Below are 20,629 nucleotides of genomic sequence, written 5' to 3'. Positions count from 1 at the left end.
ACCCTAGATTTTCAGAAAACTGATTTGCGCACAAGCCCGCCCAGGGCGCAACTGATGCAAAGCCCCCCTGCAGCGGACGCTGCCCTATTGGAGACCGTGAAATGACAAGATTAGGCAACCGCGCCTGGGTGCCCGCCCACTGTGAGGCCCGCGTTCAGGAGATTGACGCCGCTACGGATGGCCTGCCCAGCAGCGCCGTCGCCGCGCGCATAGAGGCCCTGATCCAGCGCAACAGTCAGATCCACGATCATGACTGTTTCAATCTGAACCCAGCGACCAATGTGATGAACCCCGCCGCCGAGGCCGTTCTGGCGCGGGGCTTGGGCAGCCGTCCGTCTCTGGGCTATCCGGGTGACAAATACGAAATGGGGCTGGAGGCGATCGAAGAGATAGAGGTCATGGCGGCGGCTCTGGCCGCGCAGGTCTTTGGGGCGAAATACGCTGAAATCCGGGTGGGTTCCGGGGCGCTGGCCAATCTCTATGGTTTTATGGCGCTCACCAGCCCCGGCGATATCATCATCGCGCCGCCTGCGACGGTGGGTGGCCATGTGACCCACCACAGCGATGGCTGCGCCGGTCTTTATGGGCTGGTGCCACATTCCGCGCCGGTCAATGCCGATGGCTACACGGTGGATCTGGCGGCGCTGCATGACCAGGTGCAGCAGTTGCGGCCCCGGCTGATCACCATCGGCGGCAGTCTCAACCTTTTTGCGCATCCGGTGGCCGAAATTCGTGCCATTGCCGATGAGGTCGGTGCCAAGGTGCTGTTTGATGCGGCGCATCAATGCGGCATGATTGCGGGGGGCGTTTGGGCCAACCCTCTGGAACAGGGCGCGCATCTGATGACCATGAGCACCTACAAAAGCCTCGGTGGTCCGGCTGGCGGGCTGATTGTCACCAATGACAGCGCGATTGCCGAGCGGCTGGATGCTATCGCCTTTCCAGGCATGACGGCAAATTTTGATGCGGCAAAATCCGCCTCTCTAGCGTTGAGCCTGCTGGACTGGGTTGATCACGGCGCGGATTATGCTGATGCGATGGTCGCTTTGGCCCAGGCCCTGGCGACAGAGCTGGAAGCGCTGGGGATGCCGGTCTACAAGCCGGGCGGCGGCAGGGATGCGCAGGCTACCAGCTCGCATCAGTTTGCGCTGGAGGCTGCGCGATTTGGCGGCGGGCAGGCGGCGTCAAAACGGCTGCGCCAGGCCGGTTTCCTGGCCTGCGGGATTGGTCTGCCGATTGATCCGGTGGCGGGTGATATGAACGGGCTGCGCATTGGTACCCCGGAATTGGTGCGCCGTGGCGTCACCCCGCAGGATGCCCCGGCCTTGGCCCGTCTGATTGCAGCGGGGCTGGCTGGAAATGATCCGGCTGCGGTTGCGCAATCCGTGCAGCAGATGCGGGCGCAATTCCAAGGTCTGCACTTTATGCGTTGCTGAGCAGCCACCATGGCGCCTGCCGCGATCTGCAACGTAAAAGGCCTGCCAGATTTGGCAGGCCTTTGGTGTCGCGGATGAGAAACGCCTAGTGCGCCATGAGCACCGGAACGGTCGCCTTTTCCAGCATGTTGCGGGTGGCACCGCCCAGGATTGCCTCGCGAAAGCGCGAATGGCCATAGGCCCCCATCACGATCAAATCGGCCTGGGTGTCGGTCGCGTGCCGGATCAGCACATCCGAGACCCGCGGCAGGGTTTTGCTAAGCACGTCAATTTCACAGGCCACCCCGTGGCGCGCCAGCATCTGTGCCAGCAAGCCGCCAGGGTCAGAGCGGTCAGGCCCGTGTTGCGGCGGGTCGATCACCACGATGCGCACCAAATCCGCGCCGGTCAAGAACGGCAGAGATTTGCGAATGGCGGCCATGGCCTCGGTGCTTTCATTCCAGGCGACCAGCACGGTTTTGGGCTGGCCAATCAGCGGCGCATCATCCGGCACGACGAGCACTGGCGCGCGCCCTTCAAACAGTGCAGATTCGACCACTGGCTCGGCCTCTACGCCCTTGTTCTTGCCGTAGGGCTGCCCCAGAACCACCAGATCCGAGAACCGCGCCTGCTGTGCAACATGGCGGCCCATATCGGCAATCTGGGCGATGCCGGCATCGCTGGAAAACGGAATACCGGCCTTTTGCAGTTCTGCGTCGGCATAGGCCTGCAAGTCAGCGGCATCTGTTTTTGCGCGGGTCATGGTTTCTTGCAGGATCATCGCATTGGTTCCGGCGTAGTAATAACCGGTCTGGGTGTGGTCGACCCCCAGACAGAGCGCTTCCACATGGCCGTCAAAGATTGCGGCCAGTTCCGCCGCCTGTGCCAGAGGCGTCGCTGCGGTGTCCTGCGATGTCAGAACCGTGAGAATGGTTTTATAGGTCATGTTTCCCCTCATCTGGCTATGGATTTCACCCCGCAAAGGTTAGGGTTGCAGTGGTTGATCGCTTTCTGATGTGTCACAATTGAAATGGGATTGTCTTGATGCAGATCAATGTATTCGCGGCATATGTTTTGCATTTAGAGTATCGAATAGATGGGTTTCACGCGACTGCAAGAATCGCGGAGACATGGTGAAGGGACGTAATATGTCTAATTATATCAAGCTGATAGCGCTTGGCTTGGTCACGCTTTTTGCGATGATCGGGACCAATTATGCGCGGGATTTAGCCTATCAGGTGCATGCGATTATCGTCATGCTCGTGGCGGGTGGTCTGTTTTTGTACACGCTGCGCCATACGGGCGAAGCCAAACCAGCCGGGGGAAGCCCGCAAAACGAATATTTTGACAGTGTCGTCCGGGCTGGCGTGATCGCCACCGCCTTCTGGGGGGTCGTGGGCTTTTTGGCCGGTACCTTTATCGCCTTTCAGCTGGCCTTTCCGGGCTTGAACTTTGAATGGGCGCAGGGCTTTGCCAACTTTGGTCGGCTGCGTCCTCTGCATACCTCGGCGGTGATTTTCGCCTTTGGTGGCAACGCGCTGATTGCGACATCTTTCTACGTCGTGCAGCGCACCAGCGCCGCGCGCCTCTGGGGGGGCAATCTGGCCTGGTTCGTGTTCTGGGGCTATCAGCTGTTCATCGTGCTGGCGGCAACCGGATACCTGTTTGGCGGCACCCAGTCGAAAGAATACGCCGAGCCCGAATGGCATGTTGACCTGTGGTTGACCATTGTCTGGGTTGCCTATCTGGCGGTTTTCCTTGGCACCGTGATCAAACGCAAAGAACCGCATATCTATGTGGCCAACTGGTTCTACCTGGCCTTTATCGTCACCGTCGCGATGCTGCACCTGGTCAACAACATGACCATTCCGGTGTCGATCTGGGGGTCCAAATCGGTCATCGTCTGGTCTGGCGTGCAGGATGCCATGGTGCAGTGGTGGTATGGCCACAACGCCGTGGGCTTCTTCCTGACTGCGGGCTTCCTTGGCATGATGTACTACTTTGTGCCAAAGCAGGCCGAACGTCCGGTGTTCAGCTACAAACTGTCGATCATCCACTTTTGGGCGCTGATCTTCCTGTATATCTGGGCCGGTCCGCACCATCTGCATTACACCGCGCTGCCTGACTGGGCTTCGACCCTTGGCATGGTGTTCTCGATCGTGCTGTGGATGCCCTCCTGGGGTGGCATGATCAACGGTCTGATGACGCTGTCTGGCGCCTGGGACAAGCTGCGCACCGATCCTGTTATCCGCATGATGGTGATCTCGATCGGCTTTTACGGCATGTCGACCTTTGAAGGCCCGATGATGTCGATCCGCGCCGTGAATTCGCTGTCGCACTACACTGACTGGACCATTGGTCACGTGCACTCCGGTGCGCTGGGTTGGAACGGCATGATCACCTTTGGTGCTCTGTACTTCCTGGTTCCGGTTCTGTGGAAGCGTGAGCGTCTCTATAGCCTGAGCCTGGTTTCCTGGCACTTCTGGCTCGCCACAATCGGCATCATTCTCTACGCCGCCTCGATGTGGGTGACCGGGATCATGGAAGGCCTGATGTGGCGCGAAGTTGATGCCAATGGCTTCCTGGTGAACTCTTTCGCTGACACGGTTGCTGCGAAGAAACCGATGAATATCGTGCGTGGTCTTGGTGGGGTGATGTTCCTCTCTGGTGCGCTCATCATGTGCTACAACCTGTGGATGACAGTCCGTCGTGCCCCCGCCAAAGAAGCGAGCCTTACGGTCTCGGTTCCGGCAGAATAAGGAGGGATAGCAAATGTCCATTCTCGACAAACACAAAATCCTCGAGACCAACGCGACGCTTCTGCTGGTTTGCAGCTTTCTGGTTGTGACCATTGGCGGGCTGGTGCAGATCGCACCCTTGTTCTGGCTGGAAAACACCATCGAAGAGGTCGAGGGCATGCGCCCTTACACGCCTCTCGAATTGGCAGGGCGTGACATCTATATCCGCGAAGGCTGTTACACCTGCCACAGCCAGATGATCCGCCCGATGCGGGATGAGGTCGAACGCTACGGCCATTACTCGCTGGCGGCAGAGTCGATGTATGACCACCCCTTCCAGTGGGGGTCAAAACGGACCGGGCCGGATCTGGCCCGTGTGGGTGGTCGCTATTCGGATGAATGGCACGTGGACCACCTGCGCAACCCGCAGGCTGTGGTGCCGGAATCAGTCATGCCTAAATATGGCTTTCTGGAACGTGCCCACGTCGATGGCAAATACATCGGGGATCTTATGGCGGCCAATGCCATGGTCGGCACGCCCTATAGCGATGACATGATCGCCAGTGCCCAGGCCGACTTTAAGGCCCAGGCCGATCCGGATTCCGATTACGATGGCCTGCTTGAACGCTATGGCGACAAGGTCAGCGTGCGCAACTTTGATGGCCAACCAGGTGTATCAGAAGCTGATGCCCTGATCGCCTATCTGCAAATGCTGGGGACTTTGGTTGATTTCTCGACCTTCACCCCCGACGCAAGCCGCTAAGGAGACATACAGATGGAAATCTACACCCTCCTGCGGGAATTCGCAGATAGCTGGATGCTCTTGTTTCTGTTCTCGTTTTTCACCTTGGTTGTGATCTGGGCGTTCCGCCCAGGCAGCACAGCGGTTTATGAGGACACAGCCAGCATTCCCTTTCGCCACGTAGACGCTCCGGCCCCCGACGAGGCCGAGGCGACACCCGCCGCACATAAGGAGGCGCGGACATGAGCAAACCCGTCAAGAAATACGATGACGATCCCAACACCACTGGCCATAGCTGGGACGGGATTGAAGAATTCGACAATCCAATGCCGCGCTGGTGGCTTTGGACCCTCTATGCAACCATTGTCTGGGCGATTGGCTACACCATTCTGTACCCGGCCTGGCCAATGGTGAACTCGGCCACCTCTGGGTTGTTGGGCTGGTCGACACGCGCGGATGTTGCCGCTGAAATCGCGGCGGTCGAAGAGGCCAACGCGCCGATGAACGCCAAACTGGAAGCGGCCGATCTGACTGCCATTTCCGGGGATGCCGATATGGGGCCCTATGCGGTCTCGGCGGGGTCTGCAGTGTTCAAGACCTGGTGCGCCCAGTGCCATGGATCTGGTGCGGCTGGTGCCAAGGGCTATCCCAACCTGTTGGACGATGATTGGCTGTGGGGGGGCTCTATTGAGGAGATCCACACAACCGTTTCACACGGGATCCGGAATGAGGAGAGCGACGATGCGCGCTATTCCGAAATGCCCGCCTTTGGCCGTGATGAACTGCTGGAGAAAGACGAAATCGACCAGGTGGTGAACTTTGTCATGTCGCTTTCGGGTGAACCACAGGACGCATCGGCGGTCGCCGCCGGGGCCGTTGTCTTTGAAGACAACTGTTCTTCCTGCCACATGGAAGACGGTAGCGGTGATCGCAGCCAGGGCGCGCCTAATCTTGCGGATGCGATCTGGCTCTATGGCGGCGATTACGCCACCCTGACCGAGACGGTGACAAATTCCCGCTATGGGGTGATGCCACCTTGGAACACCCGCCTGACCGAGGCAGAGATTCGCGCGGTTTCGGCCTATGTGCACCAGCTGGGTGGTGGCGAATAATCGCAGCCTGGCAGGGATACGCTGATGACAGTTTGGGCCGCCCCCTGGGGCGGTCCTTTTTGTGTGAATGATCCGGCGGAGCGGTAATATTTCTGGCCCCATTTGACAGAGGTCAATTCGCCAGGCGCCAAAACCGGCTTTATTGAAAGGCAGGAGGACGCAGGCTGAGACAGCGCGCTGGGGGAATGGCGGGCTGATCAGCCGGAGATCCCAAGGATTCCCTGTAGGATTCTTGGGCGTCGGCGTCGGCTTTTCGATCTGTTCGCGCGTTTCCTGAAAAGCCGACGCCTTTTCCTGCTCTCACCGGATCCACCCAACACCGACCCCTAGCCCGAGGCTGCTAACCGAATGGCCAAGGCTTTTGCCATAGGGGTCATAGGCTTTTGACCTCACCGCAGCAGGCAGGCTGGCAGACCGGTTGCGCCGGAATGCGGGCTGTCCCCCAGAGCCTGAGGGCACGTAGCAGTGGGACGATTCTGCGCCGGGGCGGGCTGGCCTTGGGAAGATCCCTCAGGGGCACCTGGCTGTGCCGGGTCGCAGTCAACAAGGAGCGGGCGTAGATATCAGTCAGCATCTTGAAACCTCCTATGCTGGTGTTCTGTGTCTTCACTCTGGTCAAACGGCGCGTGGCATGCGACTCAGGAAGAATGTAGTTATGTAAGTTGAGGTTACATATGGACTGGCTGTCGCTACCGCCACTCGCGGCCCTTCGGGCCTTTTGCGCCTATGCAGAGCATGGAAATATCGCAAAGGCCGGCATGGCCCTGAATGTCAGCCATGCTGCCATCAGCCAACAGCTGCGCAGCCTGGAGGATCACCTGGGCGCGCCGCTGTTGGATCGCAGCCATCGCAGCCTGGAACTGACACAAGAGGGCGCGCATCTGGCACAGGCATTGTTGCTGGGTTTTGGTGCGGTTCAATCGGCGGTGCAGGATATTAGCGCCCAGGGGGCCGCCCGCCCTTTGCATATCAGCTGCACCCCGATGTTTGCCGCCAATTGGCTGATGCCGCGCCTTGCCGAATTTCGCCTGAAACACCCCGAAATCGACCTGGTTCTCGACCCGCGTGGTGAACTGGTCGAATTGCAGCCTGGTGGCATTGATATTGCCCTGCGCTATGGCGCTGGCCACTGGCCAGGCCTGGAATGTGAACCGCTGCTGCCGACGCCCATGGTGGTGGTGGCCAATCCCAGCCTGTTGCAGGGGCGGCAGGTGCACTGCCCCGAGGATCTGCTTGATTATCCCTGGCTGGAAGAACTGGGCACCACCGAGTCGGATCTCTGGCTGCGTTCGCGCGGGGTGGCAAAGGCGGTTCGGGGGGCCAGCATCAAATTGCCGGGCAATCTGTTGATGCAGGCCGTTCGCGACGGCCAGGGCGTCGCGGTGGGGGTAAAAGCCTTTGTCGCAGAGGATTTGCAGGCGGGGCGGCTGGTGGAATTGTTCACTGAACATCAGGATCGGGGCTACCATATAGTAACCCGCCCCGGGGTGCAGCGGCGCCAGCTGCGCCTGTTCATTTCCTGGCTGCGGCGGCATAAAAATTCAGGCACAATCACCTAGGGCAAACACGGGCTGGCTATAAAGATGCCTGTCTGATGTGCTTTTTTGATCCACGTCAAAGAGCAGCCTCGCAAGATTTGAAAGAACCGCAACACAAGACACAAATTCAGTGGAGTGAGTCCGTGAGTGATTCCGATCCCGCCCCCAGCCTCTATGCCGCCAGAGAACCTATTTTTCCACGGCGCGTCTCTGGGGCTTTTCGCAATCTGAAGTGGTATATCTTGGTGATTACCCTGGGGATTTATTACATAACTCCTTGGATACGCTGGGATCGAGGCACGTCTTTGCCGGATCAGGCGGTGCTGCTGGATCTGGCCAACCGCCGCTTTTACTTCTTCTGGATCGAAATCTGGCCGCATGAATTCTACTTTGTCGCCGGGCTGCTGATCATGGCGGGGCTGGGGCTGTTCCTGTTCACCTCGGCGCTGGGGCGGGTCTGGTGCGGCTATGCCTGCCCGCAGACCGTCTGGACCGACCTTTTTATTCTGGTTGAACGTTGGATCGAAGGCGATCGCAACGCCCGCCTGCGGCTGCACCGGCAGAAAAAGATGGATCTGCGCAAGGCGCGTCTGCGGTTGACCAAATGGCTGTCCTGGCTGCTGATTGGTCTGGCAACGGGCGGTGCCTGGGTGTTCTATTTTGCCGATGCGCCCACGCTGTTTGTTGATCTGGTGACCGGTCAGGCGCATCCCATTGCCTATACCACCATGCTGGTTCTGACCGCGACGACCTTCTTCTTCGGGGGCATCGCTCGCGAACAGATCTGCATCTATGCCTGCCCCTGGCCGCGTATTCAGGCCGCGATGATGGACGAAGACACCCTGGTTGTAGGCTACCGTGACTGGCGTGGCGAACCACGTGGCAAGCTGAACAAGAACAAGGGCAAGGCCGAAATCGCAGAGCCGCCCCAGGGCGATTGCATCGACTGCATGGCCTGCGTCAACGTCTGCCCGGTGGGGATTGATATCCGCGATGGCCAGCAGCTGGAATGTATCACCTGTGCGCTCTGTATTGATGCCTGCGATGATGTGATGGAAAAGATTGGCAAGCCACGCGGGTTGATCGACTATATGGCGCTCTCGGATGAGGCGCATGAACGCGCAGGCCAGCCACCCAAGAACATCTGGAAACATATCCTGCGCCCGCGTACCATCATGTATACCGCTATGTGGGGTTTTGTGGGGCTGGCGCTGGTTTTTGCCCTGTTCATCCGCTCCGATATCGACCTGACCGTGGCGCCGGTGCGTAACCCCACCTTTGTCACCCTCTCGGATGGCTCGGTGCGCAATACCTACGATGTGCGCCTGCGCAACAAACATGGCGAACCACGGCCCTTTGAATTGTCGCTGAAAGGGGATCCAAGCATGCGGATCCAGCTGGAAGGCACGCCCTATGCTTCGGTTGAGGTTCCGGCGGATACCGCCTACCTTCAACGGGTCTATATCGTGACGCCCAAAGGCGCAGCGCCCACCAGCGCGCAGGCGACGCCGGTGCGGATCTGGGTCGAAGATCTGATCACCGGGGATCGGGCCTATAAGGACACCACCTTCAATGGCAAAGGAAACTGACCAGATGGCAAAAACGACACGAGAATTTACTGGTCGACATGCGTTGATGGTCTTTTGCGGTGCCTTTACGGTCATCATTGGTGTCAATCTGGCGCTGGCCTATAATGCGATCAATACCTTTCCGGGGCTGGAGGTGAAAAACTCCTATGTCGCCAGTCAGGAATTTGACGTGCGGCGCTCGGCGCAGCAATCCCTGGGCTGGTCGGTCTATGCCTCGGCACAAGAGGATCAGGTCATGCTGGAAATCACCGATGCCGAAGGGCAGCCGGTTGAGGTGGCAAAGCTTAGCGCGACGCTGGGGCGGGCCACCCATGTCAAGGACGACCAGAAACCCGATTTTCAGTTCAACGGCACCGCCTATGTCGCCCCGGCGGATCTGGGGCCGGGCAACTGGAACATTCGCATGGTGGCACGGGCCAAGAATGGTGTCGAATTCACCCAGCGGGTGATCCTGCATGTAAAGGGATAGGCTTGATATGACAGCTCAGATGCGCCCCGCGATGGCCGTATGCCCCGGCTGCGTCGCAGCCCCGTCAGAGGTGCCGGAACAGGCCCCAAGCGAGGCGCGCCTGGCGCTATCGCTGCCGACAATCCATTGTCAGGCCTGTATCTCGACGGTGGAACGGGGGCTGAATGCCCATCCGGGCATTCATTCCGCGCGGGTCAACCTGACGCTAAAGCGTGCCCTGATCGAGGCAGATCCAGATCTGCGCGCTGCCGATCTGATCCCGGTGCTGGAAGGCCTGGGATTTGAAGCGCATGAGCTGGATCTGGCCAGCCTTGCCGCCACCCAAAGCGACCGGGCCGGGCGGGATCTCTTGATGCGGCTGGCGGTTGCCGGCTTTGCCTCGATGAATGTGATGCTCCTGTCGATCTCGGTCTGGTCCGGGGCATCGGATGCAACCCGCGATATGTTCCACTGGATCTCGGCGGCGATTGCCTTTCCGGCGGTGATATTTGCTGGCAAACCCTTCTTTACCAATGCCTGGAGCGCCCTGCGGGTGGGGCGGCTCAATATGGATGTGCCGATTGTTCTGGCGCTGGCGCTGGCGCTGATCACCTCGCTGTGGGAGACCAGCCTGTCGGGCGAGCATGCCTATTTTGATGCGGCTCTGACGCTAACCTTCTTTTTGCTGGCGGGGCGCTATCTCGACTATCGCACCCGCGCGGTGGCGCGATCCGCAGCAGAGGAACTGGCGGCGTTAGAGGTGCCGCGCGCCCTGCGTATGCAGGATGGTGTGCCGGTCGAAGTGCCAGTGGCGGATCTGGCCCTGAATGATCTGATTCTGGTGCGCCCTGGTGGGCGGATGCCGGTGGATGGCTGCATCACCGAGGGCCAGTCCGAGCTGGACCGCTCTTTGCTGACGGGCGAGACGCTGCCGGTCTTTGTTGAACCGGGGGCGCAGGTTTCTGCCGGTGAGGTAAATCTGACCGGGCCGCTGGTGGTTCGGGCCGAAGCGGTGGGCGAGGACACCTCGCTGCACCGGATGGCGGATCTTGTCGCCATCGCTGAATCTGGGCGCTCGCGCTATACATCCTTGGCGGATCGGGCGGCAAAACTTTATGCGCCGGGGGTGCATATTCTGTCAGCCTTGGCCTTTGTAGGTTGGTATCTGTACACATTCGATCTGCGCATGGCGCTGAATATTGCCGCCGCCGTCTTGATTATCACCTGTCCCTGTGCGCTGGGGCTGGCGGTGCCGGCGGTGACCACGGCTGCCTCGGGACGGCTGTTCAAACGCGGCATGTTGATCAAGGATTCCACCGCGCTGGAACGGCTGGCCGAGGTCGATACCGTTGTTTTTGACAAGACGGGCACCCTGACAGCAGGCACACCGCAGTTGGAAAACCTGGATGATTTTTCGCATGCCGATCTGGCCTTGGCGCTGGCCCTGGCGCAGGGGTCGGCCCATCCCCTGTCGCAGGCCCTTACCGGGGCGGCACAGGCAGTCGGCGTCGATCCGGCCGCGATCAGTGCCCTGCAAGAGCATCCCGGCTATGGTACCGAAGGCCTGTTTCAGGGGCGCCAGGTACGCCTTGGCCGTGCCGGCTGGCTCGGAGCAGAGCAGGGCGGGCAGACGGCGGCTTGGCTGGACAGGGGGGATGGCACGGCTCCGCGTGCTTTTCTGTTTCACGATGCGCTGCGCCCCGGCGCTGCGCAGGCGGTGGCACAGTTGCAGGCGGCAGGCAAAGAGGTGCTGCTGATGTCTGGCGATACCAACGCCGCAGTGGCGGATCTGGCCACCCGTCTTGGGATCAAGACCTGGCAGGGAGAGGCTCTGCCCAAGGATAAGGCAACGCGAATCCAGGCGCTGTCTGATCAAGGGCATCGGGTTTTGATGGTAGGGGATGGGCTGAATGACACGGCGGCGCTGACGGCGGCACATGTGTCGATCTCGCCGGCCTCTGCGCTGGATGCGGCGCGGGTGGCATCGGATATCGTGTTGCTGGGGCAAGATCTTGAACCCATTGCCGAGGCCTGCGTTCTGGCCCGTAAGGCAACAAGACGCATCCGCGAAAACTTTCGCATTGCAACCCTTTACAACGTGGTGGCGGTGCCGCTTGCCATCGCCGGTTTTGCAACGCCCTTGATCGCGGCGCTGGCGATGTCTACCTCTTCCATTACCGTATCCTTGAATGCCCTGCGCCTGAAATAGGGCGGCAGGGCCTGACCGACAGGACCAGACCATGAGCGTTCTTGCCTATCTTATCCCCATATCCCTGCTGCTGGGTGGCGGCGCTTTGGTGGCCTTTATCTATACGGTGCGATCCAATCAGTATGATGATCCGGAAGGCGATTCACGCCGCATCCTAAGTGAAGAATGGGATGATCACCCCAAGCCCTGATGACGACCAACCGGAATGGAACTGGCCTGGGCCAGGAAACACAAAAGGCTCCTTTGTTGAAAAGGAGCCTTTGTTCTTGTGCGTCACGGGCAAAGCCCCGGCGGCGGTGGTATTTCCATGCGCCGGGCGGCTAGGACGATGGGCCTAGGGTGTCGCAGCTGATGTTGCGGGCGCGTAGGCGGCGGCAGGCCAGTTCGGCGCCTTCTTTGCTCATCCCCAGGAAATTGGCGTCAAAGCCAAGGCGCGACTGGGCCACCTTGCGCAGGGTACCATCGAGGGTCTCCATTTCCGACAGGGCGGTGCGCAGCAGCACTTTTTCCGCCTGATAGCGGCTGGTGTAGCGCCCGACATTGATCCCCCAATAGCGTCCGCCAGAGGTGGACAGGCGGGTAATCACGATGGGTTCAGCCGCCGCCGCACTGGCAGATTCTGCGCGGGCCAGCTGGGTTGGGCGGGCCATTGGCCGCAACCCGGTATAGGGGCGCACCTGCACGGCGGGTGCCGCAGCCGGTGTCTCAGCCTGTTCCCCGACCTGCGCGATGGCCAGTGTTGTGGTCGCTTCGCCATCGGCGGAGGGGGCCGATCCTGTTGCGGCGGGCAGAACCTCGGCTTCGGCCATCGCGGCCGAGATGCTGGCCTGCAGCACTGCGGGGTCCAGCGCGATTGTGTCCTCTGCTGCGGTTTCCACCTCGTTTGCGGTTTCCGCACTGGCGACCAAGACTGGTGCTTCGTCTTCTACGACACTTGCGGGGCGGCCCTGGGGACGCAGGCTAGTGGAAACCAGGCCATTGACGCGCACGGTTTTGCCTGCCGTGCCATTGCTGGCCACCTGGGTAGAGACATCCAGGCCCCTATTGCCCACATAGGCCGGCAGGGCAGGGGCGCGTACACGGGCCCGCGATGGGGCACGGCGAAAGCCCAGGTCCAGCAGTTCGGCGATCTTGGCATTGCGCGAGGTAGAGGATTTGCCACCAAAGACGGTCGCAATGACGCGTTCATTGCCCCGTTTGGCCGAAGCCACAAGGTTGGAGCCGGCCGCGCGGGTATAGCCGGTCTTGATCCCATCCGCCCCCCGGTAAGAGGCGAGCAGGCGGCGGTTGGTATTGGGCACGGTCCGCACCCCGGCATCCGCTGTCTTGCGCGAGAACAGGTTATAATATTCGGGATAGTCGTACAGAATGTGGCGGCCCATGGTGGTCATGTCGCGGGCGGTGGACATATGGCCAGATTCAGTCAGCCCATGGGCGTTTTTGAAGGTGGTGCGCGACATGCCTAGCGCCTTGGCGGTGCGGGTCATGCGCCGGGCAAACGCCGCCTCCGAGCCAGAAATTGCCTCGCCGATTGCGGTGGCGGCGTCATTGGCGGATTTCACGGCAGCCGCACGGATCAGATACCGAAAGGCGATGCGCTGGCCGGATTTCAGCCCCAGCTTGGAGGGGGGTTCAGCGGCGGCATTGCGGCTGATGAGGACTTTTTGATCCAGAGAGATTTCACCATTCCGCACGGCTTCAAAGGCAATGTACAGCGTCATCATCTTGGTCAGGGAGGCGGGGTGCAGGCGGGTGTCGGCGTTGCGCGAATGCAAGACCTCGCCGGTCCGGGCATCCACAACCATGGCGGCGTAGGGTGCTGCCTGTGTCGGGGTCGGGGGCAGCAGAACCACCCCAAATGTGAGAAAAACACTCACGATCCACAGCACAAACCGGGCGTGTACCCGCTGTCCGCGAATCAGGTGAGCACACCTGATCTGCTCAAAAACTGCCATTTTTTTGCCTCTATGCCGCCGGTTTTCCGGCTGACGATTTTGCCTGCTATCCATAAACGCTAGCATATTGTGCGGTTGAAATAAACCGTAGTGATCAGCCAGGCAGCGCCCGGTTTCGCTACATGTAGTAAGGCCGGGAGGTGGCGCTTCTAGATCGGCGTTGTCTTAATAAAGTGTGAATAAAATTCCGGCTATCTGAGGTGGTTTATTGGCGGACGCAGGGGCAATTTTTAACAAGCTGGTGCCGATTGGCCACGCATTTTGCCCCTCTCCGGTATCGATTCGCCCAAGCTGCGGCGGTATCGGTCATGTATAGCAGGCTGTTCCAGCCACAGCGCATGCAGTGCGGATGGGGCGGGGTTATGCCGTCAAGCGGCGGGTCACGTAAAACGGGGTGGAATACTGTAGCCCGAGCGAAAATTCGCAAGGCCGTGGCAGCATTGCGCCGATTTCCTGGTTCAGCTGGCTTAGCAGTGCGTTTGAAAAGTCGGTGTCGCGGTGCGCTTTGACCAGCAGGGTCACGCTGATGGTGACATGGCTATGATGGTATTGCGCGATGGGATAGGCGCGGCCCTTGCATAGCCCGGCACCGGCATCATGGTTCTGGATGATCGTCTCGATCCGGGCCAGAATGGCGGCGCTGTCGATCTTCAAATCGTCAGAATATTTGAGCTCGGCATGGGGCATTGGGCCTGTCCTGTCTGATGGGGTTTTGTGTCGGATGATGGGGCGGTGCAATTGGGTGTGCCCCGCCAGCGCATCGGGTGTCGCGCTCAGATGGCATTGATCCTGGCAACCAGGTCTGGCAGCTGGCCCAGGTGTTCTATCGTATGGTAGCGGGGGCTTTCGCTGGGGGGCTCGGCGTGCTCCACCTCCCAGATCTGGCCATGCGGGACATAGATGCCCCAGCCGCCCGCCGTGATCGGCGGGACCACATCCGAGCGCATAGAATTGCCCACCATCATGGCGCGCTCTGGCCCCTCGGCGTGGCGGGTAAAGATCTCATGGTAGATTTGCGGCGTTTTCTCAGAGACAATTTCGACCGCGTCAAACAGATCGCCCAGGCCAGACTGGGCCAGCTTGCGCTCTTGATCCAGCAGATCGCCCTTGGTGATCAGGATCAACCGGTGGTGATCGGCCAGCTGTTCGACAGCGGCGCGGGCATGGGGCAGCAGCTCGATCGGATAAGTCAGCATCATCTGCCCCGCCAAGATCAGCTCCTGGATCACCGCAGCAGGAACCCTCTGGTTGGTCACCTCGATGGCGGTTTCGATCATCGACAGGGTGAAGCCTTTGACGCCGTAGCCATAGCGCCCGAGGTTGCGCTTTTCTGCGGCAAGCAGGCGGCGTTCCAGCCCGGTGCGATCCAGCGACGCCGGGGTGTGATCAAGCAAAAGCGCGGCAAAGCGGTCCTGGGTGACGCGGAAAAACCGCTCGTTGTGCCAAAGGGTATCGTCGGCATCAAAACCAATGGTTGTCAAATTGCATGTCACAGTGCTGCGTCAATCCCTTTTCCTAGGCTGTCTTTACGCTATATAAGCAGGGAATAGAATTCCACTCATGACTGGAACCAAAAGCCGATGCCGTTGCTGCCTGTTAGGATGTCCAAATTTTCGGATGACGATGAGACCGATCTTGGCCTGCTGACCAAGACGCGTCCCAAGACCCAGCGCCCGCCGCGCTATAAGGTGCTGTTGCTGAATGACGATTACACGCCGATGGAATTTGTTGTGCTGGTGCTCGAACGGTTTTTTGGCATGACACACGCGCAATCCTTCGAGATCATGCTGACCGTGCATAAAAAGGGGCTTGCAGTGGTGGGGGTCTTTACCCATGAAATCGCCGAGACCAAGGTTGGTCAGGTGATGGATTTTGCCAGCCGTCATCAGCATCCGCTGCAATGCACGATGGAAAAAGAAGAATAAAATCAAACTGAAAGAGGCACCTGTTATGTCCCTGCGCCTGTCCCTTGCCCTTGAGACGGGTGGCTGCGCCGTGCCCGATGAGGGCCGCATCGCCGTCTTTTCTCCGCATGCTGATCTGGATCTGTCAGCCCTGCCAAAGGAGCGGGTGCTGATCCTGCATCCAAGACGCCCTGAATATGAAAGCCATGAGGCCGCCGGTTTTACCTGCCTGCCTGGACTGGCCGATCTGCCAGAGGCCGAGCGCTTTGCCGCTGCGGTGGTTTTTCTGCCCCGTGCCAAGGCCGAGGCCCGTCTTCTGGTGGCCCAGGCCGCGGCTGTGACCACAGGCCCGGTTCTGGTGGATGGAGCCAAGACGGATGGTATCGATTCGATTCTGAAAAACCTGCGTAAACTCACCGAGACCTCGGCGCCGATATCAAAGGCGCATGGCAAAATCTTCTGGTTCCAGGGCGGCAACAACGCCTTGGCAGACTGGAGCTGTGAAGCTGTGGCAGAGGTCGCAGGTTTCACCACTGCGCCGGGGGTATTTTCTGCCGATGGCATTGATCCGGCTTCGGCGCTGCTGGCAGAGTGCCTGCCGCAAAAGCTGGGGCGCTCAGTTGTCGATCTTGGGGCTGGCTGGGGCTATCTGTCAGCGCAAATTCTGGCCCGCACCGGGGTCGAGCAGCTGCAACTTGTCGAGGCCGATTATACGGCCCTGGGCTGTGCCCGGCAGAATATCAGCGATAGCCGCGCCCAGTTCCACTGGGCGGATGCCCGCAAGTGGAAAGCGGCAGAAGCGGTGAACACCGTGGTGATGAACCCTCCGTTCCATAGCGGACGCAGCGCCGAGCCAGAATTGGGTCAGGCCTTTATTGCGGCGGCGGCGGATATGCTGGTGGCTTCGGGGCATCTGTGGATGGTGGCGAACCGGCACCTGCCCTATGAAACCGTTCTTGAGGCCCGGTTCGCAGCGGTCAGCGAAGTGGCTGGCAATACCCGGTTCAAGGTGCTGCACGCGCAGCGCCCGCGCCGGATCAAGGCCTAGGCCGCGCCGCCGCGCGCGGTTTTGCCCGCGCGGCCAGTTTCAGATAGATCCACGTTGCGGCCAACACTTCTCCGTTTCCAAACCGGGCATCGGGGGCTAGGCTCGCAACCAAAATCAAACCCAGGGAGTATGCCGCGCATGTCCTTTTCCATTTCCGGCAAGACAGCCATCGTTACGGGGGCCTCGACCGGTATTGGCCTGGCCATTGGCCGCCAGTTTGTTGCAGCCGGCGCCAATGTGATGTTCGCCGACACCAACGAGGCCGCACTGGTGAGCGAACTCGGCGCCAAGGTTGAGGATAGCAATATCCGCTATTTCGCGGGGGATTTGCGTGAACGGCTGACCATTGCCAACCTGCTTTCGGCCACTATCGATGCCTTTGATGACGTCGATATCCTGGTCAATGGTGCCCGCCAGGTGGTGCAAAGTGATCCGCTGGACCCCGAGGATGACTCGCTGGAGCTCTTGCTTACAGAGAACCTGTTGCCGACCCTGCGCCTGTCGCAGCAGGTGGCGCGGCGGATGATCAAACAGGGCGAAGAGCGGGATGATCTTGGTCCCCTGGGCGCGATCATCAACCTGTCGTCCATTGCGGCCCGGCGTACCCACCCCGAACTGCTGGCCTATTCTGTGGCCTCGGCGGCGCTGGATCAACTGACCCGCTCGCTCTCGGTGTCTTTGGCACCGCACCGGATCCGGGTGAATTCCATCGCCTTTGGCTCAGTCATGAGCGCCTCTATGCAGTCGACGCTGAAGGACAACCGCGATTATCGGGCAGATATCGAAGAGCACACGCCGCTCTGTCGCATTGCCTCTCCGACCGAATTGACCGAAGCGGCGCAGTTTCTCGCCTCAGAGGCTTCGGGCTTTATGACCGGACAGATCATGACGCTGGATGGCGGTCGCACCCTGCTGGACCCGGTCGCAGCACCAGTTCATTAATTTGCCAGACGACGTCACATTCCTGATCTGGGCTTAGACTTGCCCAGTTGTCCGTATCGCAGAAAGATCCCATGATGCCCGCCGAAACTCTGACCCACGCCGAGATGACCCAGGAAAAGGCCCAGGCCGCCGCCTGGTTCCGACAGTTGCGTGACGAGATCACCGCAGCCTTTGAAGGGCTGGAAGACAGCCATACCCAGGGGCCCTTTGCCGAACTGGAGCCGGGCCGCTTCGAGGTTAGCGAAACACGCCGCGCCGCCGCCGATGGCTCCGATGCGGGCGGCGGTTTGATGAGCGTGATGCGCGGTGGCCGGGTGTTTGAAAAGGTCGGCGTCAATATTTCCGAAGTTTATGGCACCCTGGGCGAGAAGGCGCAAAACGCCATGGCCGCGCGCAAGGGGCTGCCGGGAATGAAAGAGGATCCGCGTTTCTGGGCCTCGGGAATTTCCCTGGTGGCGCATATGCGCAACCCCCATGCGCCTGCGGTTCATATGAACACTCGGATGTTCTGGACGCCGCACGCCTGGTGGTTTGGCGGTGGCTCTGACCTGAATCCATGCCTGGAATACGCCGAGGATACGGCGCATTTTCATGCCACCCAGCAGAAATACCTCGATCCGCATGGGACGGATATCTACCCGCGTCTAAAGGAATGGGCGGATGAATATTTCTACATCCCGCATCGCAACCGGGCGCGGGGCGTTGGCGGTATTTTCATGGATGACCACAATACTGGCGATTGGGCGGCGGATTTTGCCCTGACCCAGGACATTGGTCGCGCCTTTCTACCGGCCTATCTGCCGCTGGTGGAAAAACGCCGCAGCCAGCCATTTGAAGCGACCGACAAGGACACGCAGCTGGTGCATCGCGGGCTTTATGCCGAATACAACCTCGTCTATGACCGCGGCACCAAATTTGGTCTCGAAACTGGCCATGATGCCAATGCGGTCCTGATGAGCCTGCCGCCAATGGCAAAATGGGTCTGACCTGGGCACGGATCCTGCGGGAAAGCGCCCAAAAGCCTTTGCTGACGGTTTCGCCCTATGCAAGGCAGTGTCTTCGATAGAGATTAACAGAACCAGTGCCACCTGCGCTGGTTCTTTTGATTTTAGTCATTGGGTTTTTGCATGCATAACAAGGTATTGAGCATTCTGTTGATGGTGGCACTGGCCAGTTGCGGTCAAAAGGCACCGCCGCCGCCTGACAGTGCAACAGCCCAGTCCGCGCCCTCGCAGCGCCCGACCCAGGCGCAGCTGTCGCAGCTGATCCGCTATCCGCGTTTTGACGATACCGACCCGCATGAATGGCAGGGGCGGGGGCCGCGCAGCTATCCGATCCACGGTATTGATGTCTCGCGCTATCAGGGGGATATCGACTGGGGGCAGGTCCGCGGCTCTGGCGTGTCCTTTGCCTATGTCAAGGCGACCGAAGGCGGCGATGTGGCTGACCCTGCCTTTGCCGGGAACTGGCGTGGCGCAGCGCGCGCCGGGGTGCCGCGCGGGGCCTATCATTATTACTATTTCTGCCGCAGCGCAGCAGAGCAGGCCCGCTGGTTCATCAAACATGTGCCGCGCGATGCCAATGCGCTGCCGCCGGTGCTGGATATGGAATGGAACCCGCGTTCGCGTACCTGCACAAAACGCCCCGATGGCCAACTGGTGCGGGCCGAGGCGCGCAAATTTCTCGCCCTGCTAGAGGCGCATTACGGCCAACGTCCGGTGGTCTACACCACGGTGGATTTCTTTGCTGAGACCGGTATTGGCCGCCTCCGCGATACCGAGTTCTGGCTGCGTTCTGTCGCAGGCCATCCGCGTCAGATCTATCCCGGTGCCCATTGGCGATTCTGGCAATATACCGGCACCGGGGTGGTGCCGGGGATCAAGGGAAATGTGGATCTGAATGTGTTTCACGACAGCCCCGAAACCTGGCTGCGCTGGTCCGGGCAGCTTTAGGCGGGGCGGTGGGCATGGTGCGCAGCGGGGCGCGGGTTTCAGCCGCGTTTCCAACCTGCCTCGGCCAAGGCCTGTCCATAGCCGGACGCAATCCGCATATCCGGGCCTATTCCCTTGTTCAGCAGGGCCTTGTGCATGTTTTTCAACTGCCAGCAAGGCACATGCATGACCATGTGGTGCTCTAGATGGTAGTTGACCCAATAGGGCGCCACAAATAGCCGCGCGATCGGGCCGGCCTTGGTGGTGCGCACATTCTGCAGCGGATTGTCGGATTGCTCGGTGGCGCCGTGTTCCGCAATATTGCGCACCCGCAGCACAAACTGAAACCAGGTCAGATAGGGCAGCACCCAAAAGGCCAGCCCCCACCACCAGTCGCCAACCAGGCTCATGCCCAGTGCGACGCCGATAAACACTGGCAGGGCGTGCCACAGATGTGATGCCTTGAAGCTCTGGGCAAAATCAGAGGCCGCAGCCTCCATTGCGTCGTCATCCCCGGCCAGGCGAAAACTCATGAGGATCTGGCCGATCAGCTGCTTGGTTCCGGTCTGCCCGGTCAGATCACGGGTGAATTTTCGCTGCAACGATGCCTTTGTGGTGGGGAATTTGGAGCTGAGCACCAGATCGGGGTCTTTTTCGGACTGGGTAAAACGATGATGCGTCAGGTGATAGTGGCGATAGGCGGCCAGCTCGGCCAGAATGGGCCGCCCACAGAGCCATTCGCCGATGCGATCATTCCATTTGCGGTTTTTGAAAAGCGCGTTATGGGCTGCCTCATGCATCAGGATCGCCAGGCCCAACTGGCGTGAGCCGATAATCATGATTGCCAGCACAAAGGTCAGCGGATTGGGCCAGAGCGCAAACAGGGTCAATGCGCAGGCAATTGTCCCCCAGCAGTGCAGCACCAGCCAGGCCCCCATGGCATTCGACCTTGCCGCCAGGGGGCGGATTTCTTCCGTACTGAGATAGGATTTTCCGGGTGTCATTTTGCGCTCCTCCTGTGACAGAGGGTCGCCTGCATTGGCGCGGCGGTCAAACAG

Annotated in this window: 20 protein-coding genes; 15 read left to right on the top strand and 5 right to left on the bottom strand. The window is 60.1% G+C overall.

Features of this window, described 5'->3' with window-relative positions; translation table 11 throughout:
• Positions 1-101 precede the first annotated feature (101 nt).
• Entirely contained in the window at positions 102-1,436 is a 1,335-nt protein-coding gene (gene glyA, locus P2081_RS13215) for a serine hydroxymethyltransferase (RefSeq protein WP_278923339.1), read from the top strand.
• An 85-nt stretch (positions 1,437-1,521) separates the two neighbouring features.
• Here the strand turns inward: glyA and P2081_RS13210 are convergent, their stop codons facing one another.
• On the bottom strand, positions 1,522-2,361 hold the full coding sequence (locus P2081_RS13210; RefSeq protein ID WP_278923338.1) for a universal stress protein: 840 nt from the start codon (positions 2,359-2,361) through the stop codon (positions 1,522-1,524).
• Positions 2,362-2,563: 202 nt separating this feature from the next.
• Between P2081_RS13210 and ccoN the strand changes: the two genes are divergently transcribed.
• The 9 genes from ccoN (at position 2,564) to ccoS (ending at position 11,981) form a co-directional block, all read left to right on the top strand.
• Positions 2,564-4,174 (top strand): cytochrome-c oxidase, cbb3-type subunit I, encoded by a 1,611-nt coding sequence (gene ccoN, locus P2081_RS13205; RefSeq protein WP_278923337.1) that lies wholly within the window; start codon positions 2,564-2,566, stop codon positions 4,172-4,174.
• A gap of 13 nt (positions 4,175-4,187) precedes the next feature.
• Entirely contained in the window at positions 4,188-4,916 is a 729-nt protein-coding gene (gene ccoO / locus P2081_RS13200) for a cytochrome-c oxidase, cbb3-type subunit II (RefSeq protein ID WP_278923336.1), read from the top strand.
• Positions 4,917-4,928: 12 nt separating this feature from the next.
• A complete protein-coding gene (locus tag P2081_RS13195; protein ID WP_278923335.1) occupies positions 4,929-5,141 on the top strand; it encodes a cbb3-type cytochrome c oxidase subunit 3 in 213 nt (70 codons plus the stop codon).
• Positions 5,138-6,007, top strand: a complete 870-nt coding sequence (gene ccoP / locus P2081_RS13190) for a cytochrome-c oxidase, cbb3-type subunit III (RefSeq protein WP_278923334.1) — start codon at positions 5,138-5,140, stop codon at positions 6,005-6,007. Before P2081_RS13195 ends, ccoP begins: the two co-directional genes overlap by 4 nt.
• 674 nt (positions 6,008-6,681) lie before the next feature.
• On the top strand, positions 6,682-7,566 hold the full coding sequence (locus P2081_RS13185; protein ID WP_278923333.1) for a LysR family transcriptional regulator: 885 nt from the start codon (positions 6,682-6,684) through the stop codon (positions 7,564-7,566).
• A gap of 122 nt (positions 7,567-7,688) precedes the next feature.
• Complete coding sequence (ccoG, locus tag P2081_RS13180) at positions 7,689-9,134, top strand: cytochrome c oxidase accessory protein CcoG (protein WP_278923332.1); 1,446 nt, start codon at positions 7,689-7,691, stop codon at positions 9,132-9,134.
• A 4-nt stretch (positions 9,135-9,138) separates the two neighbouring features.
• Entirely contained in the window at positions 9,139-9,603 is a 465-nt protein-coding gene (locus P2081_RS13175) for a FixH family protein (protein WP_278923360.1), read from the top strand.
• A 7-nt stretch (positions 9,604-9,610) separates the two neighbouring features.
• Positions 9,611-11,791, top strand: a complete 2,181-nt coding sequence (locus tag P2081_RS13170) for a heavy metal translocating P-type ATPase (protein WP_278923331.1) — start codon at positions 9,611-9,613, stop codon at positions 11,789-11,791.
• A gap of 31 nt (positions 11,792-11,822) precedes the next feature.
• Entirely contained in the window at positions 11,823-11,981 is a 159-nt protein-coding gene (gene ccoS, locus P2081_RS13165; protein ID WP_232403010.1) for a cbb3-type cytochrome oxidase assembly protein CcoS, read from the top strand.
• Between the two features lie 130 nt (positions 11,982-12,111).
• On the opposite strand, the gene P2081_RS13160 is transcribed toward ccoS, so the two are convergent.
• From P2081_RS13160 to P2081_RS13150, 3 genes are all read right to left on the bottom strand, one after another.
• Positions 12,112-13,746: a D-alanyl-D-alanine carboxypeptidase family protein gene (locus P2081_RS13160; protein WP_278923330.1), complete on the bottom strand. Its 1,635-nt coding sequence runs from the start codon at positions 13,744-13,746 to the stop codon at positions 12,112-12,114.
• 360 nt (positions 13,747-14,106) lie between these two features.
• The gene (locus P2081_RS13155; protein WP_278923329.1) at positions 14,107-14,433 is read right to left on the bottom strand and encodes a hypothetical protein; all 327 of its coding nucleotides are present in this window, start codon (positions 14,431-14,433) and stop codon (positions 14,107-14,109) included.
• An 86-nt stretch (positions 14,434-14,519) separates the two neighbouring features.
• Positions 14,520-15,239 carry an HAD family hydrolase gene (locus P2081_RS13150; RefSeq protein ID WP_278923328.1) on the bottom strand — a complete coding sequence of 240 codons (720 nt, stop codon included), beginning with the start codon at positions 15,237-15,239 and terminating at the stop codon, positions 14,520-14,522.
• A gap of 108 nt (positions 15,240-15,347) precedes the next feature.
• On the opposite strand from P2081_RS13150, the gene clpS reads away from it, so the two are divergent.
• The 5 genes from clpS (at position 15,348) to P2081_RS13125 (ending at position 19,592) form a co-directional block, all read left to right on the top strand.
• Positions 15,348-15,671, top strand: a complete 324-nt coding sequence (gene clpS, locus P2081_RS13145) for an ATP-dependent Clp protease adapter ClpS (protein ID WP_408635993.1) — start codon at positions 15,348-15,350, stop codon at positions 15,669-15,671.
• A gap of 25 nt (positions 15,672-15,696) precedes the next feature.
• Complete coding sequence (locus P2081_RS13140) at positions 15,697-16,698, top strand: class I SAM-dependent methyltransferase (RefSeq protein ID WP_278923327.1); 1,002 nt, start codon at positions 15,697-15,699, stop codon at positions 16,696-16,698.
• 138 nt (positions 16,699-16,836) lie between these two features.
• Positions 16,837-17,640 carry an SDR family NAD(P)-dependent oxidoreductase gene (locus P2081_RS13135; protein WP_278923326.1) on the top strand — a complete coding sequence of 268 codons (804 nt, stop codon included), beginning with the start codon at positions 16,837-16,839 and terminating at the stop codon, positions 17,638-17,640.
• A gap of 71 nt (positions 17,641-17,711) precedes the next feature.
• Complete coding sequence (hemF, locus tag P2081_RS13130) at positions 17,712-18,626, top strand: oxygen-dependent coproporphyrinogen oxidase (RefSeq protein WP_278923325.1); 915 nt, start codon at positions 17,712-17,714, stop codon at positions 18,624-18,626.
• Between the two features lie 141 nt (positions 18,627-18,767).
• The gene (locus tag P2081_RS13125; protein WP_278923324.1) at positions 18,768-19,592 is read left to right on the top strand and encodes a glycoside hydrolase family 25 protein; all 825 of its coding nucleotides are present in this window, start codon (positions 18,768-18,770) and stop codon (positions 19,590-19,592) included.
• 38 nt (positions 19,593-19,630) lie between these two features.
• Here the strand turns inward: P2081_RS13125 and P2081_RS13120 are convergent, their stop codons facing one another.
• Positions 19,631-20,575, bottom strand: coding sequence for a fatty acid desaturase family protein (locus P2081_RS13120; protein WP_278923323.1), 945 nt, complete (start codon positions 20,573-20,575; stop codon positions 19,631-19,633).
• Positions 20,576-20,629: the final 54 nt, after the last annotated feature.

Source organism: Pseudophaeobacter profundi, from assembly GCF_029697505.1.
GTDB lineage: Bacteria > Pseudomonadota > Alphaproteobacteria > Rhodobacterales > Rhodobacteraceae > Pseudophaeobacter > Pseudophaeobacter profundi.
The sequence above is the reverse complement of the archived record's forward strand: the minus strand, read 5'-3'. Positions and strand labels throughout refer to the sequence as shown.